This is a genomic window from Steroidobacter cummioxidans (genome assembly GCF_003104955.1).
Genome location: NZ_LSRW01000029.1, coordinates 1 through 19,169, shown reverse-complemented (window position 1 = coordinate 19,169; position 19,169 = coordinate 1). Strand labels below are relative to the sequence as shown.

The 19,169-nt window shown below is 62.0% G+C and carries 19 protein-coding genes and 1 pseudogene; 9 read left to right on the top strand and 11 right to left on the bottom strand.

Annotation, left to right across the window (positions count from 1 at the left end):
• Window positions 1–80: 80 nt before the first annotated feature.
• Both D0550_RS16105 and D0550_RS16100 read left to right on the top strand, forming a co-directional pair.
• Window positions 81–923, top strand: coding sequence for a sensor histidine kinase (locus D0550_RS16105; protein ID WP_161965858.1), 843 nt, complete (start codon window positions 81–83; stop codon window positions 921–923).
• Between the two features lie 29 nt (window positions 924–952).
• Complete coding sequence (locus D0550_RS16100; protein ID WP_116810217.1) at window positions 953–1,642, top strand: response regulator transcription factor; 690 nt, start codon at window positions 953–955, stop codon at window positions 1,640–1,642.
• Here D0550_RS16100 and D0550_RS16095 read toward each other — a convergent pair.
• The 3 genes from D0550_RS16095 to D0550_RS16085 are packed head-to-tail and all read right to left on the bottom strand — an operon-like array spanning window position 1,620 to window position 5,795.
• Complete coding sequence (locus D0550_RS16095; RefSeq protein ID WP_116810216.1) at window positions 1,620–2,981, bottom strand: phospholipase D-like domain-containing protein; 1,362 nt, start codon at window positions 2,979–2,981, stop codon at window positions 1,620–1,622. The two genes, D0550_RS16100 and D0550_RS16095, sit on opposite strands and share 23 nt — an antisense overlap.
• Before the next feature lie 48 nt (window positions 2,982–3,029).
• On the bottom strand, window positions 3,030–5,303 hold the full coding sequence (locus D0550_RS16090; protein ID WP_116810215.1) for a cytochrome c3 family protein: 2,274 nt from the start codon (window positions 5,301–5,303) through the stop codon (window positions 3,030–3,032).
• Window positions 5,304–5,795, bottom strand: a complete 492-nt coding sequence (locus D0550_RS16085) for a hypothetical protein (protein ID WP_116810214.1) — start codon at window positions 5,793–5,795, stop codon at window positions 5,304–5,306.
• Window positions 5,796–6,047: 252 nt separating this feature from the next.
• Between D0550_RS16085 and D0550_RS16080 the strand changes: the two genes are divergently transcribed.
• The gene (locus D0550_RS16080) at window positions 6,048–6,530 is read left to right on the top strand and encodes a hypothetical protein (protein WP_116810213.1); all 483 of its coding nucleotides are present in this window, start codon (window positions 6,048–6,050) and stop codon (window positions 6,528–6,530) included.
• 7 nt (window positions 6,531–6,537) lie between these two features.
• Here D0550_RS16080 and pcaF read toward each other — a convergent pair whose 3' ends face one another.
• Complete coding sequence (gene pcaF / locus D0550_RS16075; RefSeq protein WP_116810212.1) at window positions 6,538–7,740, bottom strand: 3-oxoadipyl-CoA thiolase; 1,203 nt, start codon at window positions 7,738–7,740, stop codon at window positions 6,538–6,540.
• Window positions 7,741–7,813: 73 nt separating this feature from the next.
• Between pcaF and D0550_RS16070 the strand changes: the two genes are divergently transcribed.
• On the top strand, window positions 7,814–8,710 hold the full coding sequence (locus D0550_RS16070; RefSeq protein ID WP_116810211.1) for a DMT family transporter: 897 nt from the start codon (window positions 7,814–7,816) through the stop codon (window positions 8,708–8,710).
• Here D0550_RS16070 and D0550_RS16065 read toward each other — a convergent pair.
• A complete protein-coding gene (locus D0550_RS16065) occupies window positions 8,661–9,599 on the bottom strand; it encodes an EamA family transporter (RefSeq protein WP_422664260.1) in 939 nt (312 codons plus the stop codon). The two genes, D0550_RS16070 and D0550_RS16065, sit on opposite strands and share 50 nt — an antisense overlap.
• A gap of 137 nt (window positions 9,600–9,736) precedes the next feature.
• Here D0550_RS16065 and D0550_RS16060 point away from each other — a divergent pair, with 137 nt between their 5' ends.
• Entirely contained in the window at window positions 9,737–11,173 is a 1,437-nt protein-coding gene (locus D0550_RS16060; RefSeq protein ID WP_116810209.1) for an aminotransferase-like domain-containing protein, read from the top strand.
• A 36-nt stretch (window positions 11,174–11,209) separates the two neighbouring features.
• On the opposite strand, the gene D0550_RS36410 is transcribed toward D0550_RS16060, so the two are convergent.
• The 3 genes from D0550_RS36410 to D0550_RS34625 are packed head-to-tail and all read right to left on the bottom strand — an operon-like array spanning window position 11,210 to window position 11,754.
• Complete coding sequence (locus tag D0550_RS36410; RefSeq protein WP_275129247.1) at window positions 11,210–11,344, bottom strand: hypothetical protein; 135 nt, start codon at window positions 11,342–11,344, stop codon at window positions 11,210–11,212.
• A 27-nt stretch (window positions 11,345–11,371) separates the two neighbouring features.
• The gene (locus D0550_RS16055; protein WP_116810208.1) at window positions 11,372–11,572 is read right to left on the bottom strand and encodes a hypothetical protein; all 201 of its coding nucleotides are present in this window, start codon (window positions 11,570–11,572) and stop codon (window positions 11,372–11,374) included.
• Window positions 11,569–11,754 (bottom strand): hypothetical protein, encoded by a 186-nt coding sequence (locus D0550_RS34625; protein WP_153067201.1) that lies wholly within the window; start codon window positions 11,752–11,754, stop codon window positions 11,569–11,571. The genes D0550_RS16055 and D0550_RS34625 overlap by 4 nt, the downstream gene beginning before the upstream one ends.
• A 133-nt stretch (window positions 11,755–11,887) precedes the next feature.
• Here D0550_RS34625 and gcvA point away from each other — a divergent pair, with 133 nt between their 5' ends.
• The 3 genes from gcvA to D0550_RS16035 are packed head-to-tail and all read left to right on the top strand — an operon-like array spanning window position 11,888 to window position 13,471.
• Window positions 11,888–12,796: a transcriptional regulator GcvA gene (gene gcvA / locus D0550_RS16045; protein ID WP_116810206.1), complete on the top strand. Its 909-nt coding sequence runs from the start codon at window positions 11,888–11,890 to the stop codon at window positions 12,794–12,796.
• Between the two features lie 49 nt (window positions 12,797–12,845).
• On the top strand, window positions 12,846–13,082 hold the full coding sequence (locus D0550_RS16040) for a FitA-like ribbon-helix-helix domain-containing protein (RefSeq protein WP_116810205.1): 237 nt from the start codon (window positions 12,846–12,848) through the stop codon (window positions 13,080–13,082).
• Window positions 13,079–13,471 (top strand): type II toxin-antitoxin system VapC family toxin, encoded by a 393-nt coding sequence (locus D0550_RS16035; protein ID WP_116810204.1) that lies wholly within the window; start codon window positions 13,079–13,081, stop codon window positions 13,469–13,471. Before D0550_RS16040 ends, D0550_RS16035 begins: the two co-directional genes overlap by 4 nt.
• Window positions 13,472–13,485: 14 nt before the next feature.
• Here the strand turns inward: D0550_RS16035 and D0550_RS16030 are convergent, their stop codons facing one another.
• Complete coding sequence (locus D0550_RS16030) at window positions 13,486–13,866, bottom strand: hypothetical protein (protein WP_174842500.1); 381 nt, start codon at window positions 13,864–13,866, stop codon at window positions 13,486–13,488.
• A 9-nt stretch (window positions 13,867–13,875) separates the two neighbouring features.
• Window positions 13,876–14,307: a VOC family protein gene (locus tag D0550_RS16025; protein ID WP_116810203.1), complete on the bottom strand. Its 432-nt coding sequence runs from the start codon at window positions 14,305–14,307 to the stop codon at window positions 13,876–13,878.
• 187 nt (window positions 14,308–14,494) lie between these two features.
• Between D0550_RS16025 and D0550_RS16020 the strand changes: the two genes are divergently transcribed.
• Window positions 14,495–15,415 carry a pirin family protein gene (locus D0550_RS16020; protein WP_116810252.1) on the top strand — a complete coding sequence of 307 codons (921 nt, stop codon included), beginning with the start codon at window positions 14,495–14,497 and terminating at the stop codon, window positions 15,413–15,415.
• A gap of 46 nt (window positions 15,416–15,461) precedes the next feature.
• Here the strand turns inward: D0550_RS16020 and D0550_RS16015 are convergent.
• Window positions 15,462–19,137, bottom strand: a pseudogene (locus tag D0550_RS16015) (ABC transporter permease/M1 family aminopeptidase).
• Window positions 19,138–19,169: the final 32 nt, after the last annotated feature.

The window sequence follows — 19,169 nt, the reverse complement described above, 5'->3', positions numbered from 1 at the left end:
ACAGCCGTACATACGAGGAATGGGCAAAGTTGTGCGTTTTCCGATCCACACCGCCACTGATCGTTTGCGGCGTCACTCCCGTGGGACAACCTGTCCTGTTGTCATTGCTAGTGTTGTTAGTGCTGGCGCAAAGCGCCGTGCTTGCCTTTTGGGCAGTTCGTGACCGTCGGTTTCGCTCGGCGCAATTCGCAGCCCGTCATTTGCAAAGCGCCGATACCCATGCCGGGCGCCTGGCGCTGGTCGGCGAGATCGCAGGCTCGATCGCGCACGAAATCAGCCAGCCGCTCAGCGCCATCCTGACCAACGCGGACGCTGCCGAAAGTCTGCTCAGTCAGCCGCAGCCGCCGCTCGATGAGATCCGCCGCATGCTCGCAGATATCCGGCGCGACGACTTGCGAGCCAACGATATCGTGCGCCATTTGCATTCGCTGCTGAAGCGTCGCGAATTACAGACCACGATGCTGGACCTGAACGAGGTGGCCGCCACCGCGCTGACCCTGATTCAACCCGTGGCGCGCAAAAGGCTGGTGACGGTGCGCAGCCGCCTCGACCCCTCGCTGCCGCCGATCCATGGCGATGCCATTCATCTGGAACAGGTGCTGCTGAATCTGATGATGAATGCCATGGATGCGATGGCCTCTAATACCGCAAACGGCACCACAGAGCGTATTCTGGACGTCACCACCAGTCGTTATGACAAATACTTCGCGGCCATCACGGTCACCGACACGGGCCCGGGCATCGCGGCGGCATATCGACCCAGGATTTTCGATTCGTTTTTCAGTACCAAGCAGGAAGGCATGGGGTTGGGACTGGCGATCGCGCGCACCATCGTGCACGCACACGGCGGCAAAATCTGGCAGGAGGGAACCTCCGCCGGGGGTGCCGCCTTCAAGTTCACGATTCCGCTCCAGGCGGGGTGAACGTACCTGAGGGAGAGGTAACAGCGCGGATGGAAACAGGGGATGATCGCGACAACGACCGGGAGTGCACCGCGGCGGAGCGCTTCGTCGTTCACATCGTCGATGACGACGACAGCTTCCGCACCAGCGTGCTCAGATTGCTCCGCTCGAAAAACATTCGGGCCATGGGGTACGCCACGCTGGCCGAATTCGAGCGTACCGAGGCGGATGGCTCGCCAGGCTGCGTATTGCTGGATATCTGCATGCCGGATGGCGACGGGCTGGCGATGTTCGAACGCCTGGTTGGGGACGACTCGGTACTGCCAGTGATTTTCGTCAGCGCCTACGCCGACATTCCCACCAGCGTGCGGGTCATGAAATCCGGCGCGCTGGATATCCTGGTCAAACCGGTGCCCGGCGAGCAGCTGCTGGAGGCGATCGATCATGCGCGCAAGGTGGCGTTGCGTCGCTACGCCGCGCACACCGAAGTCAGCGGGCTGCTGGAGCGCTATAGAACACTGACCGATCGGGAGCGCGCGGTCTTCGCTGGCGTCGCCGAAGGCAAGCTCAACAAACAAGTCGCCGTGGAAGTCGGTGCCTGTGAGCGCACCATCAAATCCGAACGGGCCAAGATGATGAAAAAGCTGCAGCTCACGCGCCTGGTGGATGTAGTGCGCGCGGCCGAGATGGTGGGATTGAAGCTGTCGTTCGACGGTCCTACAACTGAAAGGCAACCGTAAGTAGCACGCCTTCAGCGATGTCTCGCAGCAGTCCGGGCGGCTGCGCTCGATACAACTCACCGTGCTGCGCTGTCGCCGCAATCCAGTCCGCCAGCCAATCGATGGACTGCCGACCATAGAACACCACCGCGGCTTCGTGGTTGAGCAGCAGACTTCGCAAGTCCAGGTTGATCGAGCCGCACAGAGCCAGGGTTTCGTCGATTACGACGGCCTTGGCGTGCACCATCCGCGGCAGCAGTCGAAACTCCACCCCGGCGGCGGCCAGATCCCGCATCGGCCGTGAGCGTACGAAGTCCGCTAACAAATGATTCGAGCGGCGCGGGATCGCAATCGTCACCTTCACGCCCCGTCGCGCCGCTAGACGCATCGCCGCACGCAAGCTGTCGTCGGGCACGAAATACGGGGTGACGATCAGCAGCCGGCGCCGGGCGCGATAACAGCCGTCGATCAGCAGAGATTGCGCCGTGTCCTCGACCTGATCGGGGCCGCTCGGGAGAAATTGCGCCAGCTCGCCCCCTTCGATCACCTCCGGGGTGCGCGCGCGAATCGGCATTCGCAGGTGGGTGATGTTCCAATCCAGATCGAACTGACGGCCCGCGGCCACCGCGACCGGTCCTTCCAGATCGAACGACAGATCCGGCCAGAGCGCGCCTCGTCCGTCGCCGAGAAAATATTCGGCGGCAAGGTTGCGACCGCCGCACCAGAGGAAACGATCGTCGACGACCACCAGCTTGCGATGATTGCGCAAGTTACGCGGCCCGAGCCGGCGCAAGCTGAAGAAAGGACGAAACACCGCGACCTTCGCACCAGCCGCTTTCAGTTCTCGCTTATAGCGACGCGGCACAAGGACGGCAAAGAAGCCATCGAGCAGCAGACGCACTTGCACGCCCTCTCGCGCACGACGCGCAAGGCGCGCGACGACATCACGACCGAACGCGTCATTGCCAATGATGAAGGTGCTGATATCGATGGTCTGGCGCGCGTCGTCTATGAGCTTGAACAACGCGTCACGCGCCTGCCCGCCGTCTGCGTGCAAGTGAACTTTGCATACCGAAGGCGGCGCGAGACCGAAGCTTTCGATCAATTCCGCCGCCCAATGCGGTCCTTCGACGACCACACCCACATACGGGAGCGCAACCGGCTTGAGCTTGCGCTGCCCGAACAACAGGTACAGCGGCAACATGACATAGGGAACCAGCGCCAGACCGAGCACCCAGGCAATTGCAGAGGTCGGCGCCCGCCGCTGATCCAGCGCGCGACTGGTGAGGATATAGACGAGGAGCGCAATCGCGCTGACCAGGAAGTGCTGCGAAGGAGTCGGCAGCCAATCGACGATCATTGATCTCGCATCCCCAGCCCGGGAAGGGGGCGGAGGGTAGCAGAATTGCTACGGTACGGCGTGCTGTAGCCGGCTCATGTAGTCGTTCGCGGCCGTTTCGTCTCCGGCCTCGCGTGCATAAGCGGCCAGCGCAGTCAGCAGCTCGCGATCATACGGTCGCAGACGGAGGGCGTTTTTCAGCGTCTGCAAGCCCTCCTTTTTCTTGCCCGTGTCGTACAGAGCGACCCCCAGCACATACTTGTAACGGATCTCGGCCGGCGCCTGCCGAGCCGCTGCCGTGAACTCGGCAATCGCATCGTCGTAGCGCCGCTCGCGGATCAATGCCAGCCCCAGGGAATGATGTAAGGCCGCGGCATGCGAGCCCTGCCCGGGCTGGGCTTCCAGCCCGGCCTGCAACACTGCAATCGCCACACCGTTCTCACCCCAGCGACTCTTCAGATCGGCAAGATTTACGTACGCGGGGCTGAACGTGGGATCGAGGCGAATCGCTGTTTGATAAGCGGCCTCGGCTTCGGCCGCCTGACCGAGCGATGTTCGCAGATTGCCGATGTTGATGTGCGCGCCGGGCTGATCGGCGTTTTCCATCTGAGCACGCTCGTATTCGGCCACTGCCGACGGACTCAAGCTCTCCAGAGGCGCCGATGCGATCGCCGCGATTCTCACCGCTCGCACTGGATCCGCGAGTAGCGGCAACAGCGCTGCACGCTGTGCCGGCGGGTACGCACTGAACGCATCTGCAGCCGCTGCGCGCACAAGCGGGTTTGTGTCCCGCACGGATGAGTTCAATACACCCAGCGCTTGCTCGCCGGGATAGGTCGTGAGCCTATCGATTGCCGAGGCGCGGACGACGGCGGGTTCGCTCGCGTCCGTAGCAATGTTCGATAGCTGACTCAGCAACTCGGGAGTGGCCGAGCGAACAGGCCGCACTCCGTTGACACCCTGCGCGTCACGATACCACGCAAAGGCTTCCGCAAAAGTCGCTTCCTGGCGCCGGTTCGGGCCGTACCACTTCGCGACTTGGTCCGCCGCCCATTTCGCCCCTTGCTTCTCATGACAGCCAGTGCAGGCGTTCGGCGTGCCCAAGCGCACGGAAATATCCGGTCGCGGGATCCGGAAGCCGTGATCGCGACGTGGGTCCATCTGCATATACACGCGCGTCGGCGCATGGCAATCCACGCATTGCGAGCCCGGCTTGCCCGGCTGGTGAAAGTGATGGGCGGGCGAGTCGTAATCTTTCTTGTGCAGCCCGGAGACATCGATACTGGTTCGCGCTGCCGGCGCGGCGGCGTTGTGACATCCGGCGCACAGCTGATTTCCTTCACGCCGCAACTGCAGGGAATGTGGCTCGTGACAGTCGCTGCAGCGAACGCCCTTGGCATGCATCTTCGATTGCAGGAACGAGCCGTACTCGAACACCTCGTCTCGAATCTGTCCGTCCGGAAAATACAAATCATCCGTGAGCAACGCCGGCAGATGCGTCTGCATCAAGCGCTCGCCATGACGATAGTCGCTGGAGATCACCGACCGGCGTGAATGACAGCGCGCACACGTTTCGATCTGAGCGGTCGCATCGGGCGCAGCGAAGTCCACAGCGAAATCTTTCTTGCCGGGCACCGCCGCCGCCAGGTGCGTGGACGCGGGGCCATGACACGCCTGGCAGCCGACATCGATCTGCGCCCAGGTCGTGTGATAGCTGTTGGTCTGTGGATCGAAATTCTTCTTCACGTCCGTGGAGTGACACTCCGCGCACATGAAATTCCAATTCTGCGAAGGCTGGGTCCAATGCAGCGGATCGAGATGATCGATGCGCTCGTTGGGATACAGATGAAACCAGCGCCGGCCACGAACGTCCCACGCGATCGTGAACGACTGCAGCCGGCCACCGTCCAGCTCGATCAGATATTGCTGAAGCGGCTCGACACCGAACGTGTACTTGACCTCGAAGTCGGCGGGCTGGCCGTCGGTTCCGTCCGTGTTGATCCAGTACTTGCCGTCACGCTGAAAGAACCGGGTGCGGACGCCGTCTTTGGTAAAGCTGGCATTGTTGAAATTGCCAAGCACGGTCGAGGCATTCGCCTCCTGCATGGCCAGATCGTGATGCGAGCCCTGCCACGCCTGCACCTGGTCGGCATGGCAATTGGCACATGCTGATTCGTCAACGAAAGCGGCCGGAACCTGGGCAGCCGCGGGCACCGACGCATTCGGTGCAGAAATCTCGACAGGCGATTCGGACTGGCGATTGAGCAGCAGCGCAACGCTGCCAGCGACGAGAATGATCAGAACCAGCGACGCGGCCCAGGCGCGGCGCCCCAACCGGCGCATTTATTTTTTAGGATCGGTTGCAGGGTTGGATTGCGAAGCCTGCGGCGTCGCGGACTGCGTCTGCGGGTCCTCGGGCGCACGCAACGGCTGCAGCAGGATGACGCCGGGCTCATTGGAGATCAAAGGCGCGGCCGCTTCAGCAGCCGCTGCCGCCGCGGCGGCTTCCGCCTCGGCCTGCTCTTGCTGCTGTTGAGCCTGCGCGGAGACCGTACCCATGTATTTATGGAAAACCCGCAGGAAGCTATCCACCGCGGTCAGGGTCAGGAATATGGGAATCGCGGCAATGACCAGCGCAATGGCCCACTTGAGGGGCTTCGGGCGATGCTGTTCGTGGTCGAGCGCGGCCTCACGCTCAACGGATTCCTGCGCGCGCTGCTGAATGGCTTTCTGTAAGTCGTAATGCCGCCCCTTCATGTGCAAGATGCGCGCGCTGGGCGCACCGTCGGCCGAGGCGGCCGACTCAGGCAGGAGCTCTTCGGACTGTTGACTCATGACGGTGCGCTTTCGGTGACAGTCGCGGACGGGACACGCCGCAGCATAACGCGGCAGGCCCCGCGATCAACTAGTGGGACCCGCCGCAACTGGGAATATTTGCGGATACCCAGAAGACCTGCGGCAACGCTGTTGGGTTCCCCAGTCGCCGCGCGCCGACTAGTACCTATGTCCAGCATTGCCCGACAGTGTATTGACGAGCCGCTACTGCGCTGGCGACGATGCCCCAATCAAACGCGGGGCAATGAGAAAATGAACGGCAAAGCCGTGGTGTGGTTGGGAAGTTTATGCGCAGCGCTGGCCTGGTTCAGCATCAGCGTCGCTGCAGACACCGGTACCGCCGTGGAAAAAACGGCCGCCGCCGCCGAACAGCCAACGCCCGCCGAGTCAGCCCGCCGGGCTTGCATCAATCAGTGCGAGATTTTCAACGGGACCTGCAACAGCGAGGTGCGTCAGGCGCGGCAGGAATGCTCGCGCAAGGCCGCCAACAGCGGGCGCGACCCGATGACGATGCGCAATGCCGACTACACCTACTTTTGCAGTTATTTCCGCAACGCCGGCGGCAGGCGCGGTCCGGGAAATTTCACGGACCGCTTCGTTCAGCACTACAACGTATGCATCGACGTCATGCAACAGAACATCGCGTCGATGCGCTACGACTGTTATCGCAACGAGCGCGATGCTCAGAGTATCTGTCGCACCGAGTTGCGCGAGTGCCAGGCCTCCTGTCGGTAATCGAGCGCTAGACGCGCTCGATCACCATGGCGATGCCCTGGCCCACGCCGATGCACATCGTGCATAGAGCGTAGCGACCCGAGGTCTTCTCCAGTTGATTGAGCGCCGTCGTGACCAGACGCGCGCCGCTGGCGCCAAGCGGATGACCGATGGCGATCGCGCCACCATTCGGATTCACGTGCTCGGCACCGTCGGGCAAGCCGAGTTGACGGGTCACTGCCAGACCCTGCGCAGCGAATGCTTCGTTCAGCTCGATCACATCCATCTGCCCGATCTCGAGCTTGGCGAGCTTCAGAACTTTCTGCGTGGCCGGCGCCGGCCCAATGCCCATGATGCGAGGCGCGACGCCAGCAACCGCCGTCGCGATCACGCGGGCACGCATTTTCAAACCGTACTTGGCGGCTGCTTCTTCACTCGCCAACAACACCGCACAGCTGCCGTCATTGACGCCGGACGCGTTGCCCGCCGTCACCGTGCCATCGGGCCTGACCACGCCTTTCAGCTTCGCCAGCGCTTCCAGCGAGGTCTCGCGCGGATGCTCGTCGGCGATGAACTTGATGGGGTCGCCTTTCTTCTGCGGAATCTCGACCGGCGTGAGCTCGCTGTCGAAAAACTTCGCAGCGTGCGCGCGTGCATAACGCTGCTGACTGCGCAGAGCAAACGCGTCCTGATCGGCGCGCGCGATGCCGAACTCCGCCGCAACGTTCTCGGCCGTCTCCGGCATCGAGTCGATGCCAAACTTCGCCTTCATCAACGGATTGACGAAGCGCCAGCCGATAGTCGTGTCCTCGATCTTCGCGGACCGTGAGAACGCGCTGTCAGCCTTGCCCATCACGAACGGCGCACGCGTCATGCTTTCCACGCCGCCGGCAATCATCAGCTCGGCTTCGTGGCAACGGATCGCGCGGGCGGCGAGATTCACCGCGTCCAGGCCCGAGCCGCACAGACGATTGATGGTCGCGCCCGGCACCGCGTCCGGCAGGCCGGCGAGCAGCGCCACCATTCTGGCGACGTTGCGATTGTCTTCGCCCGCCTGATTGGCGCAGCCGTAGTAAACATCGTCGACGGCGGCCCAATCGACTTTGGGATTGCGCTGGATCAGCGCCTTGATGGGAACCGCGCCGAGATCGTCGGCACGCACGTTGGCGAGAGCGCCGCCGTAGCGGCCGATGGGAGTGCGGATGGCATCGCAGATGAAAACTTGGCGCATGATTCGAGCTCGAGAACTAGTAGCAGGCACATTCTAGCCGCGTTGTGGCGCGCCGCGTTAGCATGCGTTCCTTATGCCTGCGAGTAATGTCCGAGGAATTCTCAGCATGCTGGCCGCGGTGGCGACTTTCGCCATCATGGATCTGAGCATGAAACGCCTGGCCGAAACGTATCCTGCCATGCAGGTGACGTTCATTCGCGCCCTCGCCTCGCTGCCTTTTCTGCTACTCGCAACTGCCACGGTCGGCCGCTGGCGCGATCTGGTGCCGAATCGCTGGGGCTTGCATCTGCTGCGGGGTGTACTGCAAGTCACGACGCTCTACCTTTTTGTCTACGCGGTGAGCCGGCTTTCGTTAGCCACTGCGTACACCATCTTCATGTCCGGGCCGCTGCTCATCACGGCGTTGTCCGTACCCTTCTTCGGTGAGCGCGTCGGCTGGCACCGATGGCTCGCGGTCATCGTCGGCATGATCGGTGTACTCGTCGTCGTGCAACCGGGTGGCGACGGCGCGGCTTTGGGAGGCGCAGCGCTGCTCGGCGGAGTGGCCGCTGTCGCTTCGGCCGCGACTTATGCGCTCGGGGTGCTGATGATTCGCGTGCTCAAGGCGACGGAAACCAGCGCGGCGACCATGTTCTGGCCGCTGCTTCTCACCGCCGCGTTCGCGGGCGTTCTTGCCGTCGGCAACTGGGTGCCAGTGTTGTGGCATCACTGGCACTGGATCGCGATCATCGGCGTGTCCGGCGCAATCGGTCAGCATTTCATCACTGAAGCGTTCCGATTGGCGGCACCGCCGGTGATCGCCCCGCTCGAATACACAGCGCTCGCCTGGGGCATGCTGTTCGACTGGCTGCTATGGATGACGGTGCCGAACCAACGCATGCTGATCGGCGCCGCCATCATCGTTGCCAGCGGCCTCTACGTCATTCACCGGGAGCGACTGCAGGCCCTCGCCGCGTCACAAACGACCTGAGACGCGACGGCTTCAACACGTCCTGGAACAGCACCAGCGCAACGCCCGCCAGCACCAGCACCGTCGCCATGATCGCCAGCGGTGTGAGGGTCTCGTTCAGCACCAGCGCACCGAGCAGCAGCGCCACCACCGGATTGACCAGCGCGTAGGTCGCGACTTTCGGCGCCGCTACCTTGGTCAGCAGCCACAAATAACAATTGAGGCCGACGATGCTGCCGAACACGATCAGATACGCGACCGCAGCCAGCGAACTCCACGTGACCGCCGAGGGATCGAAATGCGCCCACTCGCCGTCCACGACCGACATGAACAGCTGAAACACTCCGCCAAACAACATCTGCGCGCACGTGAAGCTCAGCACCGCGCCCGGCTGCACCGCTCGCTTCTGAATCAACGTGCCGAAGCTCCAGCCCACCGTCGCCAACAATAGTGAGATCACGTACAACGGATTCGCCTCACCCGACAGCGAGCGCGTGTGCGTGACGATGGCCACGACGCCGGCGACAGCAACGGTCGTGCCAATCAAGGCCTGACGCGTCGGCGCGCGTTTGCTGAAGAACACCCAATCCAACAGCAGCACGATAACCGGCACGGCCGTGACGATCAGCGCAGCGATGCCCGAAGGAATGCCTTGCTGAGCCCACACCACCAAACCATTGCCCACGCCCGTGAGCAGTACGCCGGTGAGCGCTGCCATCTTCCAATCGACATTCGCCAGCGGTTTCGAACCGCGCCAGCGCAGCCAGGCGTACATGACCAGCCCGGCAAGCACNANNNAAAACGCCCGGGCGCCGCTGATGAAATGGCGGAAATCTCGCGAAATGGCGATCGCGATGGCCAGGTAGGTGGTGCCCCAAAAGAAATAGATGGCGGCGAAGGCAACGAGCATGCCCACCGACAAACGGGTCGGGGTGGCTGGCAGAGACATGGAAAAATCCTTTGGCGCGGTTCAGTACCTTAGCGGATGCTGGCAAGCAGTACAGACTCAGGTATACTGACCCACGACCAATACAGTTGAGGTGGCTCATGTCTGCCGAAGAACCGCTGCTCTACGAACGCGTCGCGCGCATGGTCGAAGCGCAGATCGCCAGCGGCGCCTTGCGGGGTAATGAGCGCATTCCTTCGGTGCGCTCCATGAGCCGCACGGCGAAGGTCAGTATCTCGACGGTGGTGCAGGCTTACCTGCACCTGGAAAACGTCGGGCTGATCGAAGCGCGGCCGCAGTCCGGTTTCTATGTCCGTCCGCCGACGCGCGCGACTGTGCCGGCGCCGCGCCCCAAAGTCAGCCGCTCCCGTCGACCTGTTTCCATCGCCGCCGAAACCCTCGACACCTGTCGCGAAGCGCTGGCTCGGCCCGACATCCTGCAGCTCAACGGTGCGTTCACTTCGCCGACGCTGTATCCGAATCAACGACTCAACAATCTGATTCGCGAAGTGTTGCGCGACCATCCCGCTCACGCCGGCGAATGTTTGCTGCCGCCCGGTCACGAGGAGCTGCGTCGACAAGTCGCCAAGCGCATGACGTTCGCCGGCGCTCCCGCCGATCCTGCGCACGTCGTAATCACCGGCGGTGCGATGGACGCGATCACCATGTCGCTGCAGGTGTTGTGCAAGGCCGGCGACACTGTGCTGGTAGAGTCGCCCACCTATTTCGGCGTATTGCAAGTCGTCGAATACCTCGGACTGAAAGTCGTCGAAGTGCCGAATCACACCAGCACCGGCATCGACGTCGACGCTGTCAGAAATATCGCACGCACGACGCGGCTCGCCGCGGCCGTCCTGATGCCGAACTTCAACAACCCCACCGGCAGTGTCACGCCCGACGACGCGAAGCGCGAGATCGTGTCGATTCTCAGCGCCGCCGAAGTGCCCATCATCGAAGATGACATCTACGGCGATCTGCACTACGGCAATACTCGCCCAACGTCGTTGCGTGCGTATGACGACGCGGGCCTGGTGATTTCCTGCGGCTCGGTGTCCAAGACCATCGCGCTGGGCTATCGGATCGGCTGGGCGGTGTCGCCGCAATTCCATGCTGACATCGCGCGCGCCAAATTCTTCTCGTCGGTCGCATCCCCGACGTTGCAACAATTGGTGCTCGCTCGTTACTACGCGAGCGGCGGATACGATCGATATTTGCGTCGCGTGCGCACGACGCTGGCTGCGAACTCGCAGAGCGCGGTCGACGCGATCATTCGTTACTTTCCGCCCGGCACTCGCGTGGCGCGGCCCAGTGGGGGCATCGTGCTGTGGATCGAATTGCCCGCGGGCGTGGATGGCGCGGAATTGTTTCGTACCGCGCTGGCGAGCCGCATTGGCATCGCGCCGGGCCTGGTGTTCTCTGCGAAGGCAGACTACCGCAATTACATCCGCATCAGCTGCGGCATGCTGTGGACGCCGACCATCGAGCGCGCCATCGAGAAGCTCGGGCGGCTGGTGGCTGGCATGGCCAAAGCCGCATGAGCTGATGACAGCGCGCATCGGTGGGTCGAGCGATCGTCAACACGGCAGGCGGCCGGAAAAATCGGCCGCCCCGCCACCACGCGCATCATTTCGCAAACCGATCTTCAACAAGGTCAACACTGCCAGGTTGAGGATCAGCGACGCGCTCAGCGTGATCAATACGAAAGCCATGACACTCTCCTGCGTTCCTTACGATCGCTACAGACTGCTGGCAGTCCGTACGACCTGACCGTCGACCTTCGCCGGCGCCACTGCCGCGACCTGGGTCGGCTCCTCGATCTGAGTGATGGAGACCTCTCCACCGGGCGCTCGCTGCGCCTGGTTCACGTCCCATCCCATTGCGGCCAGTGCGGTCACATTGATGACCACTGCCGCTGCCAATGTCAGTGCCGTTCTCATGACTGATCCCTCCATATAGGCTGCTGCGAAAACCAGCGGGCCGCCGGTCGATGGGTATCGACCGGCTCAGCCCACTCGAGACGAAGCTGCTCGGGATCGGGCGCCGCGAGGCGCTGTTCCCGCTCCAGTTGCAGGCGGTCCGCTTTCAGCTTGGCCAGGGTCATGAACAGGTACTCGTCCATAAAAACCTCCGTCGAGATATGCATCTCGGTAATGGAGGCGTAGTGTGATCCTGGCCTTTTACCGCGAATAGCGATACTTTGTGTCTGCAATCTATGATTTAAAGTCATACCAATAGCCATCCTTGCGACTGCCATGAAGCGCATACCAGTGGGGCCCCTGCGGGCCTTCGATGTGGCCGCCCGGAACCTGAACCTGAGCGCCGCGGCGGAAGAAATGAACGTGACCCACGCAGCCGTGAGCCGGCAGGTAAAGCAGCTCGAGGAGCGGCTCGGCGTGAAGCTGTTCGAGCGCCTGCCGCGGGGGTTAAGACTGACCGCTCAGGGTGCGCTCCTGGCGGAGGGAACCCGGGCCGCATTCGATCGGCTGGCTAGTGCACTCGAAGATGTATCGACGCCGACAGTGCGGCGGAAGCTGACCATTTCTACGTTCTCTTCGTTCAACGCGCGCTGGCTGATGCCCCGCGTACGCTCGTTCTCTATGTTGTTCCCAGAAGTCGATCTTCAAGTGATAACGACGGCGCAACTGGTGGATTTCGCGCGTGAAGATGTCGATATCGGCATTCGTTTCGGCAGCGGTCACTATCCCGGCCTGCATGTCGTGCCGCTGTTTCGTCCGCGGGAGATCGTGGTGTGTGCACCGAGCCTGCTGAAAGGCGGCCCACCGTTGAAAACAATCAGCGACCTGCGGCATTTCACGCTGCTGCACGACGACTCGCACCGCTCGTGGACGCGCTGGCTCGACGCCGTCGGCGCCAAAGGAATCGACGCCCGCCGCGGCATCGTCTGCGGCGATCGCAATTCCATGCTCCAAGCGGCACTCACCGGCCAGGGCGTCGCTATTGCGTCGGAGGTATTTGCGGCCGCGGAGCTTGCGGTTGGACGCCTGGTGAAGGTGTTCGAAAACGAAGTGACCTCCGAGTACGCGATCTACGCCGTGTGCTTACCACGCCGGCTGAATGATCCGATGGTCTCCGGCGTAATGCAGTGGCTGGAGAAGGAAGCCCAAGCCTCGGGCGACGTGCACCCGCCGCCGGCGGAGTGAGTGACCACCGCCTGATGCAAAACGACCTTGTTGCTGGCATAATGCCAGCATGACCGTTCAGATTACCATCCGCGACATCCCGGAACAGGTCCGGGACGAGCTGGCCTCGCGGGCTGCTCTGCAGGGCAAGTCCATGCAGGAATACCTGCGCGCCGAGCTGGAGCGTATTGCTGCGCGCCCCTCGGTCGAATCGTGGGTGGAGCAAGTGCGCAGAAGAAAACGCGCCGCAAACAATCAGGTTTCCGCAGCCGAAATCATGAGGCACCGGGACGCCGACCGGCGATGAGCGTGGTCGTCGACGCTTCGGTCCTGGTAGCCGCACTGATCGACTCCAGCGAGCGAGGCGCGTGGGCCGAAAACATTCTGTTGTCTGGATCGCTGCACGTACCGGAGCTGGCTCGCGTCGAGACGACTAACATCCTGCGTCGCCTAGAACGCACCAAACACATCTCCTCCGCCGAAGCGAATGCCGCGCAGGACGATCTGATGCAACTCAACCTGGAAACCTTCGGCTTCGATCCATTTGCCGAACGCATCTGGGATCTGCGGCACACCATCACCAGTTATGACGCGTGGTACGTAGCGTTGGCTGAAGCGTTACAGCTGCCGCTGGCCACCCTGGATACGAAGCTCAGCAAGTCACGCAGCGTCAAGTGCAGATTCCTGACGCCCTGAGCCGCAGCAACTCGTTACTTTTTCTTGCCAAACAGCGCTTCAAGCTCGGCGCGAGCCTTGTCCGCGGCGGACGGCTCCGGCAGCGCATCGGCCTGCTTGGCTCCGCCGCCAAACAGCGCATCCAGCTCTGCCTGCGCCTTCGCAGCGGCATCCGTGCCCTTGACGGAGTACGCGTCTTCGCGCGGCTTGAAGTAGTCGCAGAAGTTCGCCCGCTCCTTGTCTTTCACTTCCTCTGCGATCGGCTCGCGACAATGTTTCGCGACACTGATGCTGTACCACTCGCATAGCTTGCAAACGTGCAGCTCGGCGTGGCACTGGCGGCATTCGTCGAGGCGACGCAGGGGCAGGCTGAGGTCCGCCAGAGAGGCGCCGCATTTCCAGCAGACCAATGCCATGACATCACCTCAGCGCTGCTTCTGATCGCTGCTGGTGGCGATCTCGTCGTAGCCGCGGCCGACAAACTCGATCAGGCAGATGCCGTGGCCGAACGGATCGGCCAGCATGGCGATCTTGCCCCAGTTGTTGGTCTTCACCTGGGTCTCCAGGCGCGCCCCGGCGTTGCGGGCGCGATCCAAAGCGCCTTCGATCTCCTCGACCACGAAATCCAGGTGCACGGGCGTCCAGTGACGCGCGTAGGAGCGCAGATGTCGGCTGGTCGCCGACGCGGTCGTGCCATTGGGCTTCACCAGCAGATAGATCGGCGACGTGCCGCCCAGCAACTCGACTGCGTCCGCGCCGAAACGGCGGCCGACCTGCAGATTGAAAGCCTTGCAATAGAAATCGGTGGCTTTGGCCAAATCGTCGACATCGATATTGACCAGCATTTTGACGGTCATCGAAAACCCTCGGAGCCGCAGTGCTATGTAAAGAGCGCGAGATTAACGCTTCGCCGTCCCGAACACAGCAGGTCGCCAACGGACGACGAGCTGCGCCCGGCGCGCAGTGCGGTCATGATGCGGCGTGATAAGTGTCATGCCTTGTCACGCACAGATGTGGCTCCATGAAAGCTGGCAGGATAACGCCATGAACGCCATCAACCCGTTAGCTTCAAACCCTGCTACCCAGCCGCGACGAGTCGCCCGGACAGTGCAGTCGCTGAGCACCATCGAAGGCGGCGGCTTTCCGGTGCGTCGGCCGTTTCCCATCCAGGGTTTCAGCCACTTCGATCCGTTCCTGCTGATCGATCACCTCGGCCCGGTGCAATGGCCGCCAGGTGCCGCCTTGGGCGCGCCCGATCATCCGCATCGCGGCTTCGAGACCGTGACGTACGTGCTCGCAGGCGAGAACGAGCATCGCGACTCGTTCGGCAATGCCGACGTGCTGCGTCCGGGCGACGTGCAGTGGATGACTGCCGGTGGCGGCGTGATTCATGCCGAGATGCCGACCGAGCGCTTTCATCGCGAAGGCGGCAATCAGGAAGGCTTCCAGATCTGGGTGAACCTGCCGGCCGTCGACAAGATGATGACGCCGCGTTATCAGACCTTGCGCGCCTCGGACATTCCGCAGGCGACCACTGCCGATGGCCGCGTGCAGGTTCGCGTCATCGCTGGCGAGTCCCTCGGCAAGTCAGCGCGCATCGACACGCGAGTGCCAATTCAGATGCTGCATTTCACGATTCAGCCCGGCGGCGAGCTGCTGCAGTCCGTGCCGGCCGAGCAAAGTGGCTTGCTGTATGTCTTCAAAGGCAAAGCGACCATCGGCAGCGATCAACGCAAGGTCGCGGAAGGACAGGCGGCGCTGCTGGAAGACTCGGGCGACTCGGTGAACATCAAGGTGAGTGCCGATGAGAGCGCCCCGGCGGAGATCCTGTTGCTGTCCGGCAAGCCGTTGCACGAGCCGGTCGCGCGCTATGGTCCGTTCGTGATGAATACGCGCGAAGAAATCGAACAGGCGTTCCGCGATTATCAGAGCGGACGGTTTGGATTGATCCCGCCTCGCACGTAGGAAAGCGCAACGGGCGCAGCCTGGCGAAGGCTGCGCCCGTTTTCATTCAAGTCTTGCCCGCAGCCGGCTCCGATGCGGCGGGCGCCCGGGCCACAGTGCCGAGCTTCACGATCTTGCGATTGTCGTCCGGCAGACGATCGATGAGTTTGTTGTAGGGATCGAAGCCAACTTCATAAGGCATCTGGTCTACTGTCACGGTGAACTTGCCACTCGGCTGCGTAATCAGCTTGCGCTCCAGATAGAGCGGCTTCTCCATGCGCTCGCTCTCACCTTTGCCGCGTACAAACACGCCGACCTCGATCCAATCATCCAACGCGAGCTCCGTCTCACGTCCCATGCCATCGCTCTCCCGCTTGGCAGCCTGGTATTCGATGGTTACGTCGAACTTGCCATTGCGGGGCGTCACCGTCGTCGAGACAACGCGGTTGTCGTAGAAGATGATCTTGGCGAGCAACTCATCGATGAGCGCATACTTTTCGGGCGCCGTCTGCGCACGAATGTAGTCGACCAGCTCGAGCGTCGTCGTGTACGGCGCCTGCTGGTACGCCTTGTCTCGGGTGAAGTTTGCCAGTGCCCGGTTGAGATTCTCCTCGCCAATTTCATCACGCAGCCGATACAGCACCAGCGAGCCCTTGGCGTAGTGAATGTATTGCTGATCCTCGACCCGCATCAGCGGCAACTCTTCGATCAGCTCGCCGCCGCGGCCGCGTAGATATCGGTCCAGCTCGTACTTGAGGAAGCGACGCATGTGCTCGCGACCATATTCTTTTTCCATGACCATCAGCGCCGAGTACTGCGACAGCGATTCCATCAGCATGGTCTGGCCCTGCACGTCTGCGCCGATCACCTGATGACCCCACCATTGATGCGCCATCTCGTGCGCAGTCACGTAGAACACATAGTCGATGCTGTCCGGATCGGTGAGATCGGCGATGAAGCCAATGCTCTCCGAGAACGGAATGGTATTCGCAAAGCTCTGCGCGAACCTCGCGTAGCGCGGGAACTCGAGAATGCGCACCTGCTTGTGCTGGTACGGCGAGAAATTCGTCGTGAAGTAATCGAGCGACTTGCGGGTCGCATCGATCATGCGGTCGACGTTATACGTGTGCTTGGGATCGTGATAGATCTCGATGGGCAAGCCGTGCCACTCGCCGCGCTTCACCTCCCAGCGCGCCGACAGGAAGCAGTAGAACGGCAGCATCGGCCGGTCCATCTTGTAATGGAAGTAGCGCCGGCCGTTCTCGGTCCATTCTCGCTGCAAATAGCCAGGCGCGAGCGCGATCTGGTCGGCGCTGGTGCTCACCGTCGCTTCAAAGTTGATCCAGTCGGAATCGACGATGCCCATGCTGTAGCGGGCATGCGCGTCTTCGAGCTTCGGCTTGCGCGGCACGTCACCCAAACCCCGCTTGCGACGCTCGTTTCGATCCAGGATCTGACGCGACTCGTCGTAACCGAAATGCGGCATCTCGTTGCTGTTGAAGAACGTGCCATTGGCATTGAGCGTCGAGCGCAGGTCGCCCGCGCCTGTCGACGGCGGCATGCCGCTGTTGGTGAAGCCCCGCTCGGCGCGCTCGAGGGTGAAATCGAAGTCCATCGACGCGCCCGGCGCCAACGGCTCGCGTAGCACGTAGATTCGCAGGCCCGCTTCGCGATCTTCCTTCTTCAGGACCACCTCTGGCGCGGTCACCTGAATCCGTGAATTGACCGGCGTGTACACGTGCAACTCAGGAATCGCCACCTCGTGCTTGTTGACCAAGCGATAGTGACCACGAACTACCGAGCGCAACTCTTCGGGATAGATATCCACATCGGTCCGCACATCGAGGACGCGCGGCTGCGGCAGATCCTTGAACCGACGATATTCCTTTTCCAGGCGCGCCTGACGATCCAGCGCAGCGTCCTCGGGCAGGTATTCGTTGATGATGTTGGTGTTATAGAAAATCCAGCCGCCCGTGACGACGAACGCCAGTGACAGACTTGCGAGCACGGCAGCCTGCGGGCCGCGCAGACTCCGTAGCGCCTCGCGCCAGCGAAGACTCCACCGCGACGCCGTGCCTCGCACCCAGAATGCATTCGCGAGGACGATCAGCATTGCGGCAAACAGCGTCCAGTACATTTGGAACCAGGCCCACGGCTGCAGCAGATGACCATAGCCATTCATGTCCGAGTACGTCATCACCGGCGAGCCGCCGTAGATGTACAAATTGTGCTCGTAGCCAATCTGGCTCAGCACGATCTGCGCCAGCAACACCAGAATGAGCAGCAGATAACCGATGAACTTCTGGTTGCTGACGATCTGCAGGAACAGCGCCAACACGCCCATCAGCACGAACGGCCAGGAATCGATGAACGCGGCCTGCAAATAAAGCAGTGGCTCGAGGTTGGTGTAGCCATGCCATAGCTGATAGCCGATCGCAGCCAGCACACCGAACAGGATGAAGGCGATGACCACCGCGGTGATGGCGCCCAGCTTCGACAGCAACGGCACCCAGTTCGGCACCGGCAACGAATCGGTCACTTCCGCGAGCTTCGCATCACGCTCCCGCCACAACACATCGCCTGCGTAGAACGTGACGATGATGATCAGCAGGAACTGATAGCTGCCCTGCATGGACTGCATCATCAGCGCCGTGACCGGATGGATGGGCGTGCCGAACGTGTTATCCATCGCCAGCGAGCTGCCGAGATAGTTGATCATGCCGAACGCCAGCAGCACCAGGAACGGAATACTCCGCAGCACCGACTTCGTATCGAACCACACCAGATGCACGAACTGCCCGAATGCAGTCGAGGCATCGAACGAGCGCGGCGCGGCGAAAAGTTTCCCCACAGGTCGCACAGCAGTGCTTGGCACGGAGGCAACCACATCCTCACTCTTGCGCGAGCGCTGCCACCAATGCTTCTTTCGCCCGCTGCCGCTTGCGGTTTTTTTGAAAACAAGCAACTGGGTCGCCAGCAGCATGCCCCCTGCCACACCGGCCCAGATCAACCGATTGAACAACACCAGACCACTCAGCTCCGGCAGCTGCGTGTTGCGCTCGGCCACCGACCAGTAGCGCATGACCTGAGAGATCGAGTCGCCGCCGAGCGGATCGATCAGCGCGGAGATCGTCTGATATTGAATGTCCTTGGTGAGCGCGCCGGCGATCAAGAACAGCACCAGGAACGCCACGATGCCAATGAACACCAGGAGCAACCGCCGCGTCGTCACAGCGAGCAGAGCCAGCAGCGCGCCCGTGAACAGCAGATTCGGAATGACGATGACGCCGAAACCCCACAGGTACGGCGCCAGCGTGAATGGCCCGAGTCGTTGTGGATCGATCCAGGGCATGAACGCGCCAAGCATCATGCCCAGTGCCGTGATTGTCATGACGATCAGCGCCATGAGCGAGCCAGCCGCGAACCGGCCCCACAGATAAGTCGCCTTGTTCAGCGGCTTGCTGAAGAACAGCTCTTCGGTGCCCAGCTCGAAGTCACGCAGCAGCGGCTGCGCGATCAACGCGACGGCAACGAACATGCCGAGCGTCGAAAAACACAATATTGAGGAACGTCAGGATGACATACGGCGCGTTGCGATGGGCATTGCCGATGCCCTCGCCGATGGTGATGATTTCGCTCGTGGTGGCGGCGAATGCCAGCAGCGCGAACACCAGCCCGACGACCCAGGGCAACGGCGAGCGCAGCTGATAACTCAGCTCGAAGCGGAAGAATTCGCGGAACATACGCGCTGTCTCTTATACACATCTGACGCTGC